General features: G+C 69.5%; 18 protein-coding genes. 1 reads left to right on the top strand and 17 read right to left on the bottom strand.

Annotation, left to right across the window (positions count from 1 at the left end):
- Nucleotides 1-22: 22 nt before the first annotated feature.
- The 15 genes from asnB to DFS13_RS00015 all read right to left on the bottom strand — a co-directional run bounded on the left by asnB (nt 23) and on the right by DFS13_RS00015 (nt 16358).
- Entirely contained in the window at nt 23-1993 is a 1971-nt protein-coding gene (gene asnB, locus DFS13_RS00085) for an asparagine synthase (glutamine-hydrolyzing) (RefSeq protein ID WP_111441266.1), read from the bottom strand.
- 271 nt (nt 1994-2264) lie between these two features.
- Nucleotides 2265-3296, bottom strand: a complete 1032-nt coding sequence (locus tag DFS13_RS00080; RefSeq protein WP_058903313.1) for an EscU/YscU/HrcU family type III secretion system export apparatus switch protein — start codon at nt 3294-3296, stop codon at nt 2265-2267.
- Nucleotides 3297-3312: 16 nt separating this feature from the next.
- A complete protein-coding gene (gene sctT, locus DFS13_RS00075; RefSeq protein WP_006489708.1) occupies nt 3313-4122 on the bottom strand; it encodes a type III secretion system export apparatus subunit SctT in 810 nt (269 codons plus the stop codon).
- Nucleotides 4116-4811 carry a hypothetical protein gene (locus DFS13_RS00070; protein WP_111441265.1) on the bottom strand — a complete coding sequence of 232 codons (696 nt, stop codon included), beginning with the start codon at nt 4809-4811 and terminating at the stop codon, nt 4116-4118. The genes sctT and DFS13_RS00070 overlap by 7 nt, the downstream gene beginning before the upstream one ends.
- Nucleotides 4804-6177 carry a type III secretion system ATPase SctN gene (gene sctN, locus DFS13_RS00065; RefSeq protein ID WP_006487564.1) on the bottom strand — a complete coding sequence of 458 codons (1374 nt, stop codon included), beginning with the start codon at nt 6175-6177 and terminating at the stop codon, nt 4804-4806. Before sctN ends, DFS13_RS00070 begins: the two co-directional genes overlap by 8 nt.
- Nucleotides 6174-6803: a type III secretion system stator protein SctL gene (gene sctL, locus DFS13_RS00060; protein ID WP_111441264.1), complete on the bottom strand. Its 630-nt coding sequence runs from the start codon at nt 6801-6803 to the stop codon at nt 6174-6176. The genes sctN and sctL overlap by 4 nt, the downstream gene beginning before the upstream one ends.
- Nucleotides 6785-7525: a SctK family type III secretion system sorting platform protein gene (locus DFS13_RS00055; RefSeq protein WP_111441263.1), complete on the bottom strand. Its 741-nt coding sequence runs from the start codon at nt 7523-7525 to the stop codon at nt 6785-6787. The genes sctL and DFS13_RS00055 overlap by 19 nt, the downstream gene beginning before the upstream one ends.
- Nucleotides 7522-8406 carry a type III secretion system inner membrane ring lipoprotein SctJ gene (gene sctJ / locus DFS13_RS00050; protein ID WP_012493471.1) on the bottom strand — a complete coding sequence of 295 codons (885 nt, stop codon included), beginning with the start codon at nt 8404-8406 and terminating at the stop codon, nt 7522-7524. The genes DFS13_RS00055 and sctJ overlap by 4 nt, the downstream gene beginning before the upstream one ends.
- Before the next feature lie 53 nt (nt 8407-8459).
- The gene (locus tag DFS13_RS00045) at nt 8460-8936 is read right to left on the bottom strand and encodes a hypothetical protein (RefSeq protein ID WP_012493472.1); all 477 of its coding nucleotides are present in this window, start codon (nt 8934-8936) and stop codon (nt 8460-8462) included.
- Nucleotides 8937-9060: 124 nt separating this feature from the next.
- Nucleotides 9061-9270, bottom strand: coding sequence for a hypothetical protein (locus DFS13_RS00040; RefSeq protein WP_006486267.1), 210 nt, complete (start codon nt 9268-9270; stop codon nt 9061-9063).
- A 140-nt stretch (nt 9271-9410) separates the two neighbouring features.
- On the bottom strand, nt 9411-10754 hold the full coding sequence (sctD, locus tag DFS13_RS00035) for a type III secretion system inner membrane ring subunit SctD (protein ID WP_059721999.1): 1344 nt from the start codon (nt 10752-10754) through the stop codon (nt 9411-9413).
- Nucleotides 10735-12780 carry a type III secretion system outer membrane ring subunit SctC gene (sctC, locus tag DFS13_RS00030; protein ID WP_077021249.1) on the bottom strand — a complete coding sequence of 682 codons (2046 nt, stop codon included), beginning with the start codon at nt 12778-12780 and terminating at the stop codon, nt 10735-10737. Before sctC ends, sctD begins: the two co-directional genes overlap by 20 nt.
- A complete protein-coding gene (gene sctS, locus DFS13_RS00025) occupies nt 12780-13058 on the bottom strand; it encodes a type III secretion system export apparatus subunit SctS (protein WP_006480854.1) in 279 nt (92 codons plus the stop codon). Before sctS ends, sctC begins: the two co-directional genes overlap by 1 nt.
- Nucleotides 13055-15274, bottom strand: a complete 2220-nt coding sequence (gene sctV, locus DFS13_RS00020) for a type III secretion system export apparatus subunit SctV (RefSeq protein ID WP_111441262.1) — start codon at nt 15272-15274, stop codon at nt 13055-13057. The genes sctS and sctV overlap by 4 nt, the downstream gene beginning before the upstream one ends.
- 250 nt (nt 15275-15524) lie before the next feature.
- Nucleotides 15525-16358, bottom strand: a complete 834-nt coding sequence (locus DFS13_RS00015) for an autoinducer binding domain-containing protein (protein ID WP_006487859.1) — start codon at nt 16356-16358, stop codon at nt 15525-15527.
- 283 nt (nt 16359-16641) lie between these two features.
- Between DFS13_RS00015 and DFS13_RS00010 the strand changes: the two genes are divergently transcribed.
- Complete coding sequence (locus tag DFS13_RS00010) at nt 16642-17550, top strand: LuxR family transcriptional regulator (protein WP_034178602.1); 909 nt, start codon at nt 16642-16644, stop codon at nt 17548-17550.
- Between the two features lie 130 nt (nt 17551-17680).
- On the opposite strand, the gene DFS13_RS00005 is transcribed toward DFS13_RS00010, so the two are convergent.
- Complete coding sequence (locus DFS13_RS00005; protein WP_006487872.1) at nt 17681-19327, bottom strand: Nramp family divalent metal transporter; 1647 nt, start codon at nt 19325-19327, stop codon at nt 17681-17683.
- Between the two features lie 123 nt (nt 19328-19450).
- On the bottom strand, nt 19451-19588 hold the full coding sequence (locus tag DFS13_RS40150) for a hypothetical protein (RefSeq protein ID WP_006487867.1): 138 nt from the start codon (nt 19586-19588) through the stop codon (nt 19451-19453).
- Nucleotides 19589-19826 lie beyond the last annotated feature (238 nt).

The raw sequence follows: 19826 nt of genomic DNA, 5'->3' as shown, positions 1-19826 counted from the left end.
GGCGGCGGGCACGACGATGCCGTCACGCCGCGCGCTGCGCCTCCAGCCACGCCTGGAACATCAGCACCGTCCACAGCTGGTGCTGCCAGTTCATCCGGCCCGTCTGGTGCTGGCGCCACAGCCGCTCGACCGCCGCCGCATCGAAGAAGCCTTCTTCGCGCAGGCGCGACGGCCGCAGCAGCGCCTCGGCCCAGTCGCGCAGCGCGCCGCGCAGCCAGTGGTCGACGGGCGCGCAAAAGCCCTGCTTCGGCCGGTCGATCAGCGCGGACGGCACGTACCGGTCGAGCAGCCGGCGCAGCAGCGCCTTCGACTGCCCTTCCGGCAAGCGCACCGACGCCGGTACGCGCCACGCGAATTCGACGACGTGATGATCGAGGAACGGCATGCGCGTCTCGAGGCTCACGGCCATCGCCGCGCGATCGACCTTCGCGAGGATGTCGGTCGGCAGGTACGTGAGCGTGTCGATCGCCATCGCCTGCTCGGCGAAGCTCAGATGCGCGGGCCACGCGGACACCGTGTCGAGCGGCGTCGGCGGCTCCTGCCCCGACAGCGCGATGCGCTCCGGATGATGCACCGACGACATCAGCAGCCGGTACAGCCCGATGCGACTTTCGGCCGTCATCACATGGCCGAGCTTGTGCAGGCGATCGCCGATGCGCGACGTCGATTCGCGCGCCTCCACGCCGCCGCCCCACGCGCCCTGCGCGACGGCTGCCAGCTGGTCCGCGTGGTCGGGCCGCAGCGCGTGCAACGCGGCGGCGATCCGCGCGCGCACGGCGCCCGGCACGCGATGCAGCTTGCGCCACAGGCGCGGCGTCAGGAAATAGCGCGTGTAGCCGCCGAACAGCTCGTCGCCGCCGTCGCCGGACAGGCTCACCTTCACGTGCCGGCGCGTCAGTTCGGAGACGAGAAAGGTCGGGATCTGCGACGCATCGGAGAACGGCTCGTCGTAGATCGACGGCAGCTTCGGCACGACGCCGAGCGCATGGTCGGCGGTCACGTAAAGCTCGGTATGGCGCGTGCCGAGATGGCGCGCGACGGCCTTCGCGTAACCGGCTTCGTCGTAGCCGGCCTCGTGGAAGCCGATCGTAAACGTGTCGACCGGCGTCGCCGATTGCGCCTGCATCAGCGCGACGATCGCCGACGAATCGACGCCGCCCGACAGGAACGCGCCGAGCGGCACGTCGGCCTCCATCTGCCGCGCGACGGCCTGCCGCAAGATCGCGTCGAGCTGGCCGACGGCTTCGTCGGAGGTGCCGTCGAACGGCTGCGCGCGGCCCGCCTCGATCGCCTGTTCGAGCGTCCAGTACGCGCGCAGGCGCGGCGTGTCGCGCGCATGTTCGAACTGGATGTACGTGCCGGGCGGCAGCTTGCGGATGCCGCGATAGATCGTGTAAGGCGCGGGCACGCTCGACTGGCGCAGGTACAGGCACAGCGCGTCGCGGTCGACCGTGCCGTCGAAGCCCGGGTAGCCGCGCAATGCCTTCAGCTCGGACGCGAACACCAGCGCGTCGCCGATCCGGCCGTAGTAGAGCGGCTTCTCGCCGATCCGGTCGCGTGCGAGCGTCAGCACCCGCGACGCGCGATTCCACAGCGCGAACGCGAACATGCCGGTCGCGCGGCGCAACGTGGCCTCGACGCCCCACGCGACGATCGCCGCGATCAGCACCTCGCTGTCGGAGTGGCCGCGCCACGCCGGTGCGCGCCCCGCACGCTCGAGCTCCGCGCGCAGTTCGCGATGGTTGTAGATTTCGCCGTTGAAGACGAGGACGTAGCGGCCGCACGCGGAAGCCATGGGCTGCCGGCCGTGCACCGACAGGTCGACGATCGCGAGCCGCCGGTGGCCGAGCGCGATGCCGGCTTCCGGGTCGACCCAGATCCCCTGCCCGTCCGGCCCGCGATGCGCGAGGCTCGCCGTCATTCGCGCGAGCGTGCCGCGCGCTGTCTCCTCATCGAAGGCGACGCTATTCAGAAAGCCGTCGATTCCGCACATTGATTTGTCTGCCCCTGTTGACCAGTTCCGTCACGCACCGCGCAACCTCGCGGCCCGCCGTCGGGCATGACGGTCGAGCCATATTACGAAGAAATAAATCAGCAATAATTCACCAGTGAATGTCGGCACCGTCCGGAAAAAAATGGACGTCAAGTGCCGCGTGCGGATGGTCGCGCAAGGGGCCATATCGAATCCGGTGAGTTGGCCGGCAAGCGTTGCGGATGAAAAAAGGGCCGTATGCCGACGGCAACGCCGCCACGCCACGCCGCCGTCAACCGGCGCCGGTCGCCCATTTCAGCAACTGCGCGACCTCGCGGAAATGCTGCGGCTGGATCGTGCCGTTCTCGGGCGTCGTCTCGTACAGCGCCTGCGCGAGCCCGACGTTCGCGAGCGTCGGGCGCAGCGCGTCGCGGGCGAGCCGCACGATCCGCTCGGCCGCGTCGCCCTCGCCGCGCGCGAGTACCCACGGCAGCGAGCCCATCCCGCCGTAGTAGAGCGCGACCGCGACGCGCGGCGAATAGACGACCACCGACGCGTAGCCGATCCGGTCGGGCAGCGACGCAAACTGCACTTCGCGCGCGAGCTGGCGGCGCTTCGCCTGGATGTGCGGATCGCCTTCGTCCTCCTTGTGCTCGCGCCGCACTTCGTCGATCGACATCTTCATCTTCTGGTTGAACTCGTGCCGCTGGTGCACGATGTCGATCAACGCCATCACGATGTAGATCAGCGCGGCCCAGCCGAACAGCAGCATCAGCAGCTTCACGATCAGCGCGAGGATCGAGACCGGCCGCGTGAAGCCCGACTGCACCGACGGATCGAGCGACTCGACGATCAGCCAGCCGAGCGTCGCGACGAGCAGCGCCGTCTTCAGCAACATCTTCGCGAGATTGACGAGGTTGCGCAGCGACCACAGGTTCTTCATCCCCTCGGCCGGGTTGAGCCGCGACAACTGCGGCACGAGGCGGCTCCACGCCATCACGCCGCCCACCTGCACGAAGCCCGCGAGCAACCCCGCCAGCAGCCCGGCCGCGACGATCTGCGCGGACAGCGTCGCCCAGTCGCGCGCGGCGCCGTCGATCAGCACCGCGAGCCGCGCGGCCGGATCGGCCGCGCCGACCGCGTCGAACACGAGCCGGAACAGCGCCTGCAACCGCGCGAACAGCGAACCGATGCCCACCGCGAGCGCCACGCACACGCCGACGAAGAACGCCGACGACACCGTTTCCGCGCTTTTCGGCACGTCGCCTTTCTCGCGCGCCTCGCGCAGGCGCTTCGCGGTCGGCTTCTGGTCCTTTTCGGCCATCGCGGCTCCCGCGCGCTCAGCCGCCGCCGTGCGCGGCGAACAGCGCGCGCAGCAGCGCCATCAACCCGCTGTCGGGGCTCAGCAGCGCATGCAGCGACGCGTACACCACCGGCAGGAACAGGATCATCATCAGCATCGCGAGCGCGCTCTTCAGCGGCTGCGAGAACACGAAGATGTTGAGCTGCGGCACCGCGCGCCCGACCAGGCCGACGCCGAGCTCGACGAGCACCAGCACGATCGTGACCGGCGCGGCGAGCTTCACCATCCATTCGAAGATCGTGTCGGTCTGCCGCACGATGAAGGTCTGCAGCATCGACGAGAAATCGGGGCCGAGCGAGCCGATCGGCCACCAGGCGTACGACTGCGCGAACAGTTGCACGAGCACCTGCAGCCCGCCGGCTGTCACGAACAGCGCGATCGCGACGAAATTCAGGAATCCGGAAGTCGGGCCGCCCTCGTGGCCACCCATCGGATCGAAGAACGCGGCGCTGCCGCTGCCGGTCTGGAAATCGATCAGGTAGCCGACGCCCTGGATCGCGAACAGCACCGCGCTGAACGCGCCCGCGAGCAGCATGCCGACCATCGCCTCCTTCGCGACCAGCAGGCACCACATCAGGAACGGCAGCGCGGCCACCTGCGCGGCATCGATCGTCGGCGCGACGAACGCGGCGATCACGACCGCGATCCCGTTGCGCACGAGGCCCGTGATGATCTGCTCGTTGAACACCGGCACGATCAGCATGACCGGCAACAGACGCGGCATCACGTAGAGCAGCGGCCGCAGCATGCCGGCGACGTCGTTGAAACCCGCGGCCTGGTCTAGCATCGGCGCTCCGCGGCGGCGGACGGGACGGAATCGTCGGGCATGGCGGGTGCGTCCGATGTATCGGATGTATCGGATGCATCGGCGTCAGCGGCAGCGGCGGCGCCCGTCTCCACGTCGGTCATCGCCGCATCGAACGCGGCGGCGGCCTCCGGCGGCGTGGACCCGTGACCGGCCGCGTCGCCCGCGCCGGCCACCCAGGTGCCGCCGGTCGCGAAGCGCCGCACCGCGTAGCCGTCCGCGACGTCGTCGGCGTCGCGCTCGACCCGCGCGGCGCGCGCATGCAGCGCCTTCTCGCCGGCTTTCTCCAGCTTGTCCTCGGCGGCCTTCGCCTTGCGTGCGGCGCGCTGCAGGTCGGCGAGCGTCGCCTCGTGGCCGCGATGCACGTGCGCGGCCTCGCTCACCGACGCGTTCGCGGTGCCGATATGCCGGTCGAACGTGCGCGTATCGGCCGCCGCGTTCTGCAACGCGCGCGCTTCACGCACGTCGTCGGCCAGGCGCGTCTGGATCGCGGCCTTCGCGGCGACCTGCTGCGCGAGCTGCGCCTGCGCGGCCGCCAGCGCGCGCCGGCTCTGCGCGGCGATGCCCTGCTGGCGCGCGGCCGCGACGCGCGCGATCTGGCTGCGCATCTCGCGCACCCGCTTCAGACGGGCAAGCGTCGCGAGCACGAGGCGGTCGTCGGCTTCAGACATGATCGTTCGCCAGCTTCGTCAGTTTCGCGAGCAGCGCGTCGAAGCGCACGTCCTCGTCCGACGCCTGCGCGCAGAACGCACCGATCGCGTCGCGCGCGCGCAGCGCGAGATCGCCGAGCCGGTCGCTGCCTTCGCGATACTCGCCGATCTGCACGAGCAGCTCGATCTCCTGGTACTTCGCGATCAACTCGCGCACGCGCGCGGCCGCATGCTGGTGCGCGCGGCTCGCGACGAGCGGCATCACCCGCGACAGGCTCGCGAGCACGTCGATCGCCGGATAGCGGTTCGCGAGCGCGATCTTGCGCGACAGCACGATATGGCCGTCGAGGATCGAGCGCACCTCCTCGGCGATCGGGTCCGATTCCTCGTCGCCTTCGACGAGCACCGTGTAGAGCGCGGTGATCGACCCGTGCGCCCCCTGCCCCGCGCGTTCGAGCAGGCGCGGCAACACCGCGAACGTCGACGGCGGGAAGCTGCGCCGCGTCGGCGGCTCGCCGCTCGCGAGGCCGACCTCGCGCTGCGCGCGCGCAAAGCGCGTCAGCGAATCGACCAGCAGCAGCACGCGCTTGCCCGCATCGCGGAAGTGCTCGGCGATCGCGGTCGCGACCAGCGCGGATTTCACGCGCTCCATCGCGGGGCGATCGGACGTCGACACGACGACGATCGACCGCGCGCGCACTTCCGGCGACAAGCTGTGCTCGATGAATTCGCGCACCTCGCGGCCGCGCTCGCCGACCAGCGCGATCACGTTCACGTCGGCCTGCGCGCCGCGCGCGATCATCCCGAGCAGCGTGCTCTTGCCGACGCCGGACGGCGCGAAGATGCCGACGCGCTGCCCGATGCCGAGCGTCATCAGCCCGTCGATCACGCGCACGCCGGTCGGAAACGGCGTGTCGATCATCTTGCGCGCGAGCGGGTTCGGCGGGTCCTGCTGCGTCGACACCCACGCGGCGCCCGTCACCGGCCCGCGATCGTCGAGCGGCCGGCCGAGCCCGTCGAGCACGCGGCCGAACAGTCCTTCGCCCACGGGAAAGACATGTTCGCGCCCGGACGGCACGACGGTCGTCTCCGGCGACAGGCCGGCCACGTCGCCGAGCGGCGTGAGCAGCGTCGTCTGCCGCGAGAAGCCGACCACCTCCGCGAGCAGCGTCGGCTGGTTCGGCGTGCGCAGCTCGCAGATCTCGCCGAGCCGCGCGCGGATGCCCGTCGCGTTCAGGATCTGCCCGACCGCGTGGTTGACGCGGCCCTGCACCGAGACCGGCGAGAAGAACGCGAGCCCCGCGTCGAGCTCGCCGACCAGGCGGCCGCGATCGAACGGCGCGTCGTCGTCGCCGAACGACGGCGGATCGTCGAGCGGCGCGCTCATCCCGCGGCCCCTTTCAGCGCGTCGCGGCGGATCGCCTGGCGCAGCGCGTCGATCTGCAGGTCGAGGCTCGCGTCGATCCGCCCGGACGGCGTCTCGACCGTGCACGCGTGGCGTTCGAGCTGCGCATCCTCGACGATGCGGATCTTCTGCCGGTTCGACTGCCCGGCGAACGCGCCGTCGAGCGCGTCGCGCATTTCGTCCGTGCGGCCGGGCGCGACGCGCACGATCAGGAACGCCTCGTCGCGTACGAGCGGCGCGATCCGCGCGAGCGCGGCCTCGTACAGCTTCTGCGTGCTCATCTCGCCGACGATCGCGCGCACGGCCTTCACGACGATATCGGCCATCGCATCCTTCATCGTCTCCATCGTGCGCGTCGCGGCGAGCGCCTGCGTGTAGGCTTGCGCGGCCTGCTCGCGCTGCGCGCGGCGCATGCCTTCGTCGTAGCCGGCCGCCTGGCGCTTGTCGAATTCGCGCTGCGCGTCGGCGACGATGCGCGCCGCTTCTTCATGCGCGGTCGCGATCACCGCGGACGCGTCGAGCAGCGCCGCGTATTCGCGCTCCTTGAGCACCTTGCGCTCGGACAGCAGCTGCAGGTTGTCGCTCGTGATCAGAAAAGCCAGTCCCATGACGCAAGCCTCTCGGGAATCAGAAACAGGAACATCAGTTCGCCGAACTGGTCGCGCTGCGCGCGGTTCAGCCAGTACGGCGCTTCGTCGTCGATCGCGCGGTTGAATTTCAGGCGCACGCGCCGCGCCACCGCGTCGCCGGCCACGCCGATGAAATCGGCGAGCAAGCGCCCGCCGCGCGCGCGGATCACGACCGGCAGCGCGGCGGGATCGGCGCGCCACGGTTCGAGCGTTTCGGCGAGCGCGCCGAATTCCGGCGCGCGTTCGAGCGCGAGTTCGAGCGCATCGCCGCCGAGCCGCGCCGCGACTTCCGCGCGAATGCGCCGCCCCGCCAGCGCGTCGCGCAGCCATGCGCGATGCAGCAGCAGCCCCGCATACGCGGCCAGTTGTTCGAGCGCCGCGCCGGGCAGCAGCGCAAGCCGCGCGCACGGGCTCGCGACGTCGAAGTCGTGCCGGTCGGCCACGCCGTGCAGGTCGAGCAGGTGCCGCGCGAGCAGCTTGCGGCCGGCCGCGCCGAACGCGTCCGGCGAACGATAGCGCGCGGGCCAGTCGGCCGGCACGCGCGTCACGTGCAGATAGCGGTCGGGCCGCAGGTTGAAGTCGCAGACGAGCGCATGAAACGCGGCAGCGCGCGCGGCGGGCGGCGGCGCGATCGGCTGCAGCCACGGCAGCGGCGCCGCCTCGCCCGCCTCGCCCGGCGGCAGCGCGTGCGGGTCGCTCATGCGCCGTCGCGCGCGCCGTCCGGCGTACGCAGCCCGCCGCCTGCCTGCTGCGCGGCCGAACCACCGCCGTTCGCGCCGCGCGGTGCGCCGACGAGGCCCGCGAGGCGCGCGCCGAACATCCCGCGCCTGGCGGCCGACAGCGCGATCACCGCGCAGGTCAGCAGGATCAGCGCGAACACCAGCCAGCCGAGCGGCGAGCGCAGCCGCAGGATGTCCGACACAGCGCTGCCGATGCCGTCCACGCGCGTCGCGCGCGCGGCGGCCGGTTGCAGGAACAGCGACACGTTGTCGTACTGCAGCCCTTCGATGCTGTGCGCGACGAGATCCTTGACCATCGGCGCCATCGCGCGCAGGTCGACGCCCGGCCGGTAGCGGATGTACACCGCGGCCGACGACGGCTTGATCTTGTCCGCGAGCGGATCGTTCTCCGGAATCACGACCTGCACGCGCGCGACCACCACGCCTTCGATGTCCTGCAGCGTGCGCGACAGGTCCTGCGACACGCCGTACAGGTAGCGCACGCGCTCCTCGGCCGGGGTCGACACGAGCCCCTGCTTCTGGAACAGCTCGCCGAGGCTCGCATAGCTCGGCTTCGGCAGCCCGTTCGCCTGCAGCACCGTGAGCGCCGCCTGCATGTCGCCGTCCGCGACGCTCACGAGCCACGCGTTGCGGTCCGACGTGTCGCGCGCATCGTTGTCCTTCGACGCGCTGATGCCCGCGTCGCCGAGCACCGCGACCATCTGGTTCGCATCGCGCTCCGACAGGCCCGAGTACAGCTCCTTCTGGCACCCGGCCAACAGCACGAGCAGCCCCGCGAGCAGCGCGCGCGCCGCCCGGCTGCGCCACGCATGCGTGCGCGGCGTCGAATCGATCGTCGTCATCGTTTGTCCGCTTCAGGGCGCGCGGCCGTTGCAGGCACACGCACCGGCTTTCGTCACTCCTGCGTCTTCAGCACCGTGTGCGTGAAGCCGTTCGCCGCCTGCGCAACCGACAGGCTCAACTGGTATTCCGAAATCGTGGTGGTTGCCGTCCACTGGAAATCCATCGCCTTCACCATCGTCATCAGCGGATCGCTGCGGCTGTCCGCCATCGACGTCAGCATCTCGCTGCGGTGCTTGTCGATGTTCGCGTACCGCGAATCGAGATCGTTGCCGTAGGTGCGCAACCGCTCGACGAGCGACGACTGGTTCGCCTGCGCGGGCGTCATCTGCACGGCCGGCGCCGCATCCGCCGGTGCGCGCGACATCGCGACACCGGACGAAGACGGGGGTGCGGCCGACGACGCGCCCGGCTGCATCAGCGCATCGAACTGGCGCACCTGCGCCGGATCGGACGTCGCGCCCGTTTGCTGCGCGGCACTCGCGAGCGCGGCTGCGCCCGGCGGCGCCGCGCCTACGCCTGTTACCGACATGATCGTATCCTCCTTGACCGGCAGGGCCGGAAACGGGCCGGCCGGCACGCACCCACGCCGCACCGGGCGCCCGTCACGGGCGGCCCCGGCATCCGGCGTCGCGCGGCACGGCCGGCGACCGGCATCACGCGCGGCCGGCGGAACTCAGGTGTTGCGCGACCTGGGCGTTCGCCGTCCCCTCCTGCGCGGTCACTGCGTTGCTGGTTTCGAACGTCGCAGTCGATTGCTGGACCTGGAAGTTGATCTTCGTCAGTTCGAGCTGCGTCTTGGTCAGGTCGTCGGCCTGCTGCTGGACCTGCTTCGTGTCGGTTGCGCTACCGGTGGGGGCAGTCATGTTTCGCTCCTTTACGTGACGTTCACTTGCGTTGCCGGCGGCGGCCCCATGCCCCGCCGATGACGTGACGCGCCGCCTGCCGGCGACGTGTCGCGTGATGCGCGCAGCGCGATTCGCGCTGCGCCTGATTCGTCGCGACGCTAGTGCGCCGCCTCCTTCGTCGATACACCGGCCGCCGGCTCGCGCGGCAACAGCGTCGGCCCCGGCACCGGCTGCGCGACGCCCGCCGCCGCACCGCTCGCGAGCGGCGCCACGGGCGGCGCCGGCGCCTGCTCGGGCGCACGCGCCGACGGGCCGCCGAGCGGCATCGTGATGCGCTGGCCGTTGCGTTCGAACACGACCTCGTCCGGGCCGATCGACACGACGGTCGCGCCCTCCTTCAGCCGCGCGCCTTCGAAATAGCGGCTGCCGTCGACCGTCTCGATGTAGCGCTGGTCGCCGTCGCCGGCGAACACGGTCGTGATCTCCGGAATGCCGGCCGTGCCGCCGAGCGTCGTCGCCGTGCGCGGCGCGGCCGCATCGGCATCGCGCACGTGATCGACCACCTCGAGCGCCGGGCGCGCGTCCTTCATGTAGTTGCGGATGCGCGGCTCGATCTGCGCGCGCGCGGCCGTGCCCGTCAGCTCGATCCGGCCGCGGCCGAGATACGTGACCGTCAGCGCCGTGTCGCTGAAATAGGTCTGCGCGGTCGCCACGAGATCGCTGACCACGTAGATGTTGCCGAGCGCCGCGTTGTCGACGCCCGCGACGATCTGCGCGACGCGCTCGCGCGCGGCCGGGTCGCTCACGTAGCCCGACACGATCACGCCGTCGTCCCGCGGCGCGACCGCCAGCTCCGGATACGCGTGCAGCAGTTGCTGCAGCCGGTGCGTGCGCGCGAGCACCGATTCGTGCTGCCACGGCAGCCGCCCCGACCACGCGACGAAGCCGTAGCCGAGCGCGCCGAGCAGCACGCCGACCCACAGCGCGACCAGCGCGATCACGAGCCGCCGGCTGCCCAGCCGCCGTAGCCCGCCCGTGAGCCAGCCGAGCCACGCGGCTTCGCGCGCGGCGTCCGGCGCATCGGTTTCGTCGGGCACCGCGACGCTCGCCTGCGCATGCCGTGCGATGCCGAGCCGGATCGAGCCGACCGTCACGACGTCGTTCGGCGTCAACGAGCGGCGGCCGGTGCCGAGCGGCTCGTCGTTGAACAGCACCGGCGCGCCGGCATCGCCGCCGTGGTTCTGCACCGTCACCGCGAGCGCGCCGACCTGCAGGCACACCTGTTTCGCGCCGATCTCGCGATCGGGCAGGATCACCTCGCAGTCGGCCGCCGTGCCGACCCAGTTCGCGCCGCGCGCGAGCGACATCGTACGGCCGTACATCGGCCCGCTCAGGAAGCACAGGTTCCACGGCGACGCGAGCGCGGCGGCCGAGCCGGCCCCGCCCGCCGCGCCGCCGGGCAATGCGCCGTCGCCGTGCGGATCAATGATGCTCGTCGACATGCGTGACCACTCCTGCGGTCGTCGCCGCGGGCTGCGACGCCGCCGTATCCTTCGGCGGCGGCAACGCGGGCGGACCGAATTTCGTGCCGGGCAGCGGCTTCGGCGTCAGCGGCACCGTGACGTCGTTGTCCGGCGGGCGATACATCGACATCCCTTCCTGGTTCGCCGGACCGTCGACGCCCGGATTCACCGGCGAGCCGTCCGGCGCATACATCGACGCGCTCGTCACGACCCGCGGCGTCAGCAGGTAGAACCGCTCCATGTGGTTGCCCGACTTGTCGGTGTACTTGAACAGGTTGCCGATCAGCGGGATGTCGGACAGCCAGGGCACGCCGCTCTTGTTCAGCCGCACCTCGTCGTCGTTGAAACCGGCGATCAGGAGGCTCTTGCCTTCGTCGATCATCGTCTTGGTGACGATGTTGCGCTGCTGGATCACCGGCACGTTCGACACCGCCTGCCCCGGCACGATATTGCCGTCCTGGATGTCGATCGACATCATCACGCTCTGCGGGTTGCCCGACACGGCCGCCGCGTTGCGGATCGCCTCGTCGACGATCATCGGCGTCACCTTGATGCTGGTGCCGGTCGTCACGCTGTACAGCGACGAATCCTGATAGCCCGGCACCTGCACGTAGAACTGCGTGAGGTTCTCGAGGATCGCCTCGGTGTTGTCGAGCGCGAGCACCTTCGGCTTCGATCGCAGTTGCGCCTGGCCTTTCTGCGCGAGCGCGTTCACGCGCGTGAGCAGGTAGTTGCGCAGCGACCCGCCGATCGACGCGGTCAGCGCGATGCCGGTCGGCATGAAGGCGCCCGTCTGCCCGGTTTCCGACGTGCCGATGCCGAACGTCAGCGGCGGATTGCCGGCGCCGTTGTACTGCGTGTTGCCGTTCAGCGCGTTCTGGCCGTTGCCGATCTGCACGTCGCCGTGCGTCGTGTGCAGGCGCCAGTCGATCCCGAGGCTGTCGAGCGAATCCTCGTTGATGTCGATGATCGTCACGTTGATCTCGACGATGCGCGGCCGCTCGTCGAGCTGGCCGATCAGCGACTGGTAGCGGTACATGTTCTCCGGCAGGTCGCGCACGATCACCGCGTTGATCGCCGGGTCGGCGACGATCTGCGGCAGCGTGTCGCCGCCGCCGTTGTTCGAGAACGGCGAGAAGCCGCCGCCCATGCCGCTGTCCGCCCCGCCATAACCGCCCTGCCGCGGGCCGCCGGAAATGTCGGGAAAGTCGAGCCGCGGCACCGCGATCGTCAGCCCCGAACCGAGCTTCACCTGGCGCGCGGCCTGCCCGAGCGGCGTGCTGGACGGCGCCGCGGTCGTGCCGCCGCCCTTGCCGAACAGCCGGCGCAGGATCGTCGCGACGCCTGGCACCGTCACTTCCTTGCCCGAGCGGTTGATCGTGAAGTCCGACGCCCAGCCGTATTTCAGCCGGAACGCGCGGATGTCCGCATGCGCGCCGTTCGCCGACGGATCGCCGACCGAGCCGACCGCCTGCCGCACGAGCTCGACATAGCGGCGCGGGCCGGCCACGTACACGCTGTTCGCGCGATCGTTGATCACCAGCGTGTAGCGCTTGTCCGGAATCTGCATCGCCTGCAGCGCGCGGCCGATTTCGCCGGACGCATTCGGCGGAATCGGGATCATCTGCGTCTGCGACTGGTCGGCCGGATCGACGTACAGGAACGAGCCGTCGTAGTACCACGTGAGCCCGTAGGTCGAGCAGATCGTGTCGAGCGTCTGCTGCGGCGTGCCGGAGAAGCGGCCGCTGATCACGCCGTCGACCTTCGGGTCGACCACCGCCGTCACGCCCTGCGACGACGCGAGCTCGCGGATGAAGTCGCCGATCTTCTTGCCGTTCGCGACGATCGTGAACGGCTTGTTGCGCCAGCGCAGGTCCGCGGCGCGCGCATGCTGCGCGGGCGCCATGCACAGCGACGCCGTGAGCAGCGCGGTCGCGCACACGGCAAGCGCGGCCCGTTGCAGGCTGCGCGGTTGAAACCGGATCGAGGCGACGCGTCGACGCATCAAAGGACTCCTGTGGAAGAAACGAACATGCGTTCCAGCGCCTGCTGCGCGAAGCGCAGCACTTCGCCGCCGAGCCAGCCGGACAGCAGCACGAGCGCGACCATCACGGCGATCAGCCGCACCGCGATGCCGATATTGGCGTCCTGCACCTGCGTGACGGCCTGCAGGATCGCGACGACGAGGCCCGTGACGGTCGCGATCAGCACGATCGGCAGCGACAGCAGCAGCACGAGCATCAGCGCCTGGCGCGTCAGGTCGAGGATCGTCGAGCTCGTCATTGCACGGCTCCCGGCGCGCGCACGTCGGCGCCCGCGCCGACCGTGCCGTCGTCCGGCGGGTTCTTCACCCAGCCGACCGTATGCAACTGCACGTCCTCCTCGACTTCCTGGTACGACAGCACCGCGAGTTCGGGCAGCACCGGCTGCAGAATCGTCTTCACGTAGCGGCGCGCGCCGAGCGCGACCATCACCGCGAGCCGCGCGCCACCGTGCGCGCCACCCTGCGCGTTGCCGTGGCCGCCGGGGCCGGCCGCCTGCGCGGCCTGCACGATCGCGCGCACCTGTTCGCCGATGTCCTGCTTGACCGCGCTCGACAGCGCGAGGAAATTGCCCTGCTTGGTGCGCATCACCGCGCTCTCGATCCGCTCCTGCAGGTTCTGCTCGAACAGCACGACCCGCAGCTGGCGCGCCGTGCCCGCGTGACGATCGGTGATCATCCGGCGCAGGTCGACGCGCACGAGCTCGACCAGCGCGATCACGTCGTCGGGCTCGTTCGGCGCCCACGTGATCAGGCTCTCGAAGATCACGCGCAGGTTCCGGATCGGCACCTGTTCGGCCAGCAGGCGGCGCAACACTTCGGTCACGCGCTGCAGCGGCACGAGCCGCGTCAGTTCGCCGACGAGCTCCGGATGATCGCGGCGCACCAGATGCACGAGCGCCTGCGTCTCCTGGATGCCGAGCAGCTCGTCCGCGTGCTGGCGCACGATCTGCTCGACGTGCGCGGCCAGCGCGCTCTCGCTCGACAGCCACTTGCCGTCCGGCGCCGCGCCGTCGGGCTTGATCCACAGCGCGGTCGCGAACGGGCCGAACGCTTCGGCCGGCTGGCGCTCCGCGCGCTCGGGCAGCGGCGCGACGCCGTCCCACAGCAGCCAGCCCGGCTTCAGCGCGCCGTGCGCGACGAGCACGTCCTGCAGGTAGATCCGGTACGTGCCGGCCGGCGCGCCTTCGTCGTCGTTCAGCGTGATACGCGGGAACACCGTGCCGATGTCCGCGTCGACGCGCGCCTTCGCGCTCGACAGCGCCGCCTGCAATTGCGCGAGGTTCAGGTTCGTACGCAGGTCGTCGGACAGCGACACCGCGATCAGCGACGTGACACCCGCCGCGTGCGACACCTTCGCGGGCTGGCCGTCGTCGGCCGCGCCGACGCGCCCCGCGACATGAATCAGGTTGAAGCTCGGCGCGGACGTCTTGCGCTTCAGTTGCGAGAACGCGAAGGCGCCGAGGCCGAGCGCGATCAGCGCGAACGACCATTTCGGGAAACCCGGCACGACGAGAAAACCGCTCAGCACGAACGCCGCGATCAGCAACGCGCGCGGATGCGCACCCAGTTGCTCGCCGAGCTGTTCGCCGAGCTGGCGTTGCCGCGCATCGCGCGTCGCGACGCGCGTCGTCACGATGCCGGCCGCGATCGACACGAGCAGCGACGGAATCTGCGACGCCATCCCGTCGCCGACCGTCAGAATCGCGTAACGCTGCAGCGCTTCGCCGATGTCCATCCCGTGCATCAGCGTGCCGACCGCGATCCCCGCGACGATGTTGATGAACGCGATCACGAGGCCCGCGATCGCGTCGCCCTTCACGAACTTCATCGCGCCGTCCATCGCGCCGTGCATCTGCGATTCCTGCTCGAGTTTCTCGCGGCGCTCGCGCGCTTCGTCGGCGCTGATGATGCCCGCGCGCAAGTCCGCGTCGATGCTCATCTGCTTGCCGGGCATCGCATCGAGCGAGAAGCGCGCGCCGACTTCGGCCACCCGCTCCGACCCTTTCGCGATCACGATGAACTGCACGACCGCGATCACGAGGAACACCACGCCGCCCACCACCACGTTGTTGCCGACCACCAGCCGCCCGAACGCGTCGATCACGTGGCCGGCGTTCGCATGCAGCAGGATCAGCTTGCACGACGCGATGTTCAGCGCGAGCCGGAACAGCGTCGTAAACAGCAGCAGCGCCGGAAACGACGAGAAGCTGACCGCCGACGGCACGTAGGTCGACACCGTCAGCAGCACGACGCTCGCCGCCAGATTCAGCGAGATCATCCCGTCGAGCGCGGCCTGCGGCAGCGGCAGGATGAACAGCGCGACGACCGCGACGATGAAGGTCGCGAGAAACAGGTCGGCGCGCGGCGACGCGCCCCCGAGGCGCCGTCCGGACACGCCGCGGCCGGCGGAAAACAACCGCTGCCAGTCGCGGGGGAGCGCCTTCGGTTCAGCCATCGTGCCGTCGTCCTGTCGTTATCGCCGGCTGGCACGGGCAACCCTTCCCCGTGCTGCGCGGACCGTTGAATGGGACGAGTGTAGCGACGGGAAACGGCGGAAAAAGAAGCGCGCCTCGTAGCGTGAAAGCGCGTTTTCCTCAGACGATCGAATCGGACTACGAAACCCGGCGGCCGGCTCGGGCACGCGCCGCCGGAACCGCTTCCATCGCGCGCCGGGCCGCCGGCGCGCGCCTGCGGCAGGGGTCGGGTCAGGACGGCAGCCGGCGCGCGGCGAGGTACGCGAGCTGCGCGCGGTTCTGTACGTTGAAGAGTTTTTCGAGCGAGCGGATGTGGTGCCCGACCTTGTGCAGCGACGTGCGCAGCGCGCTCGCGATCTCCTGGTCGGACAGCCCGTGCACGAGCCGGTCGAGCACCTGCTGCTGCTCGTCGCCGAGCGCGAAGCCGCGCATGCGCGCGACCCGCGCCTCGAGGAACGGCAGCGCGACGCGATGCACGGCCAGACTGACCGACAGCGCGCCGCCGATCACCCGATCGTCGATCCATTCGGTGCCGTGCGTTTCCGACGTCACGTTTACCGCGACGCGCAGGTCGAGCCGCGGCGCCGACAGGCTGAAGATCACGCCGCTGTTCATTGCGTGCGCACGCAAGTGGCCGGCGAGCGCCAGCACCTTGCGGTCGCCGCTGCCGTGCGCGGCCGCCTCGATCTCGTCGAGCCGCCACGCGACCGGGAAGCCGCTTTGCCGCACCTGCGCGAAGCGCGGGTCGCTTTCGTACAGCATCCCTTCGATGAACGGCTGCATGAACGTCGCCGGCGCGAGGTCGCGCAGCAGATGCGCGCGCAGAATGCGCCGCCCGATCATTTCGTACGCGCCGTAACCGAGCGTACTGAATCCGATTTGCCGCAATCGCGCATGGCATTGCGCGAAATCGAATGACGCAAGGTCGGTTTTACCGGACGTGATTTGAATACCGGTAAAAACGTCACGCTCGATTGCGTGATATTCGTTCGAATAAGCGGCGGCGGCCGCTATATCGGCTTGTGAGAACCACTCGACGCGTGGTGCGCCGTCAGCATATGTCATGAGGAGCCCGCCCTTTCCCAATATGTGAAACTGCGCCCCGTCACGATCTGGTCTTTTCTTTATGATTTTCTGGTCGTCGTTATATGCGCACGAACATGAACCTTTCGCCGCAATTAGTATTACGGCATATTACCCACACACCGGCATTTTTGTACAATGCCCCCGCGTTTCGTCAGGGATGACGATCGGCGCATATCACAACGATGCTCGGTCGCACCGCCGCGAATGCCGTACACGATACGGCCGCCGCCAGGCGATGCGCGTCGATTCCGAGGGATGGCTCATGTCCGATATTGCATTGCATGAAGAAGCGGTCGCCCCAACCACCTTGTCCCGCTCGTCGCGCGGATTGAACGCCTGCGCGGACACGCTGCGCGAGCGCACCGTGCAGGTCGTCTGGTGCGACGACGTGAAACGCGGCGACGTCGCGCAGCCGCACGCGCCGAAGCTCGGCGTCGCCGATACGCTCGCGCACGCACAGAGCACGGCCGAGCGCAACCGGATCGTCACGAGCCTGCTGCATCTGACAGGCTTCTCGACGTTCGCGTACTTCGCCCTCGAATTCGCGCGCGAGCGCGTCGAAAGTCTCTACCTGCACGAAGCATTCACGCCGGCCACCTATCGCGGCGACTACGTGCGCCACAACCATCACGACGTCGATCCGCGCACGCTCGGCGCGCGCGTGTGCAACATGCCGATCGTGTGGGACCTGCAGCAATTGCGCCGCGAACACCGCGAGCGCGACGACGACTCGTGCGTGAGCCCGGCCGCGCTCGACGGCTTCCTGCAGACGATGCAGGACGACGGGATGTGCAGCGGCATCATGTATTCGATGGCCGTGCCCGGCACGCGGCTGCACGCGTTCATGAGCTTCACCGCGCCGCGCCGCACGCGCGAATGGATCACGCCCGCGACGATCGAGCAGGCGCTGTCGATCGGGCTGTCGGTACACAAGTTCGCGTCGCCGCAACTGATCTCGACGTCGCGCGAGCGCGCGGTCAACGGGCTCACGCCGTTCGAGCAGGAGTTGTTGCTCGGCATCGCCGAAGGCGCGTCCGACAAGGAGATCGGCCGGCGCCTCGACACCAGCGCGCACAACGTCGACTATCACCTGCGCAAGCTGCGCAAGCGCTTCGGCGTCGCGAACCGGATCCAGCTCACGTACCTGACGTCGAAGCTCGAGCTGATCTGACGCGCGGGCGACGGCGCGGCGCAGTTTCGTTTCGCCGATCGCATAAACGCACATGCCGGCCTCGCGGGCCGGCATGTTCGGGTTGCGGCGCGGCGCCGGGCCGGCGCCGCTTCCTCGTGGACGGTCGCCGTTACTTCAGCAGCGTCATCTGCACGACCTTTACGATCACGAGCCCGACCGCAATCACCAGATAGCCGCGCAGCACGGCCATCCAGATCCGCGTCGCGAGCGTCATGTTCTGCGGCTCGAGCGTGTCGAGCGGCGGCATGCGCCACGTGTCGCGCAGCGAACGATCGACGGCCGGCTCGACGACGCGCTTGTTGCGGCGAATCAGTACCGTCGCGAGATAGCCGGCGATGGCGAGCACGGTGCCGCCCACCAGCACGTCGACGATCGCCTCCCCGCTGATGTCCGGATACATCACCGACGCGGTCAGGATGATCGACAGCAGCACCAGCACCCAGATCACCGCGCCCGTGAACACGTTGAGCTTCGTCGAGTTGACCCAGGGCCCAAGCACCTGACGGTCGTTGCACAGCACGAGCAGGAACACCGTCGCGCTCGGCAGCAGCACGCCGGCCAGCGTCTGCACGGCTTCCGTCAACAAGCCGAGCGGGCTGCCCGGAATCAGCACGAGCGTGGCCGCCGCCGCGACGATGCCGAAGTAGACGAGATAGAAGCCCTTCGCGTCGGTCACGCCGCGGTGCAGCGAGTGACGGATCTTGAACACGTCGCCGATCGCGTACGCGGTCGACAGCGACACGGCCGCCGCGCCGATGATGCACGCGTCGAGCAGCGCGATCGCGAACAGCGTCGCGCTCGTGCGGCCCGCATACTTCTCGAGGCCGGCGATGATGCCGCCCGCGTCGGTGAAGTTGCCGGCTTCCGGATGGCCGCCGAACAGCGCCGAGCTGAAGCCGATCATCGCGACCGCGCCGACCAGCACGAACGCGATGCCGATCCACAGATCGGCTTTTTCATACTTCATGAAGCGCGGCGTGATGCGCTTGTCGATCACGTAGCTCTGCTGGAAGAACAACTGCCACGGCGCGACCGTGGTGCCGACGATCCCGATCACGAGCAGCATCACGTCCGACAGCTTCGCGTGCGCGGGCCAGTTCGGCACGAAGAAATCGCGCGTCATCTGCGCGACGGGCGGGTGGATCGACACGAGCACCGGCACGAGCAGCAGGCTCAGCACGCACAGCCCGATCGCGAACCGCTCGAAGCGCCGGAAATCGCCGGTACTGACCGCGGCCATCGTCAGCGCGGCGGCGACGCACACGCCGGCCACCTTCGGCAGCCCGAAGAAATCCAGCACGAACGTGATGCCGATGAATTCGGTGACGATGGTCAGCGCGTTGAGCAGGAACAGGTCGATCACGCTGAACGCGCCCCAGAACTTGCCGAAGCGTTCGAAGATCAGCCGCGCATGGCCGACGCCCGTGACCGCGCCGAGGCGCAGCACCATTTCCTGATTCACGTACAGCACGGGCACGAGCAGCAGCAGCGTCCACAGCAGCGTCGTGCCGTAGTTCTGGCCGGCCTGCGTATAGGTGCCGAATGCGCCCGCGTCGTTGTCGCCGACCATCACGATCAGGCCCGGGCCGATGATCGCGAGCAGCGTACGCAGGCGCGCCCACCACGTGCCGCGTGCGCCGGTGTCGTGGTGCGGGATCGTGCCGAGCGCACCGCGGATGTCGCCCAGGTGGGCGTCGTCGAGCACGGCGCTGCGGTCGACCGCGATCGGTGGAGAGACGTTGGAGGGCGTGGACATGATGTGTTCCGTACGGCTAAGGGTTATGCGATTCGATGAGCGTGCGACCTTGGGATGCGCGCGGGACGGCCGCTCGAAGGCGGCCGCACGTGCGCATGCCGAGGCGCGCTCGGCGTGTCTCTTTTAGCGGATCAACGCTTTCAACTGGTTCAGCAGGCGGGAGAACACCCGCGGACGGGCGTCGAGCGTCAGCATCGCGTCGTAGTGGGGGCGCGATTCCGTGACGTGCGGAAGGGTCGACAGCAGAAGGCCGAAGTTCATGGTCTGGCTCCGTGCGGCGGCGGCAGGCGTGCCGGCCGCGTCGTGGGCGCGGGGCCAGCCAGCGGCCTGAACGACGTGTCAGGCTAGTCGGCCGGCGTGTCCCCGCGACCCGGGTTCAAAAGGGTCAGCGTATGCAACGGGCATAAGAGACGGTTTCAAAAAGGCCCCGTGGGGCTGTTAACTTTCGCGGTGAGCTGTTAACCTCAGGCATCGGAACAACCGAGACTGAGGAGATGGC

Origin of the sequence: Burkholderia sp. 28_3 (assembly GCF_003253915.1) — a bacterium.
GTDB classification, from domain to species: Bacteria; Pseudomonadota; Gammaproteobacteria; order Burkholderiales; family Burkholderiaceae; genus Burkholderia; species Burkholderia cenocepacia.
This window is presented reverse-complemented; position numbering and strand designations above follow the sequence as displayed.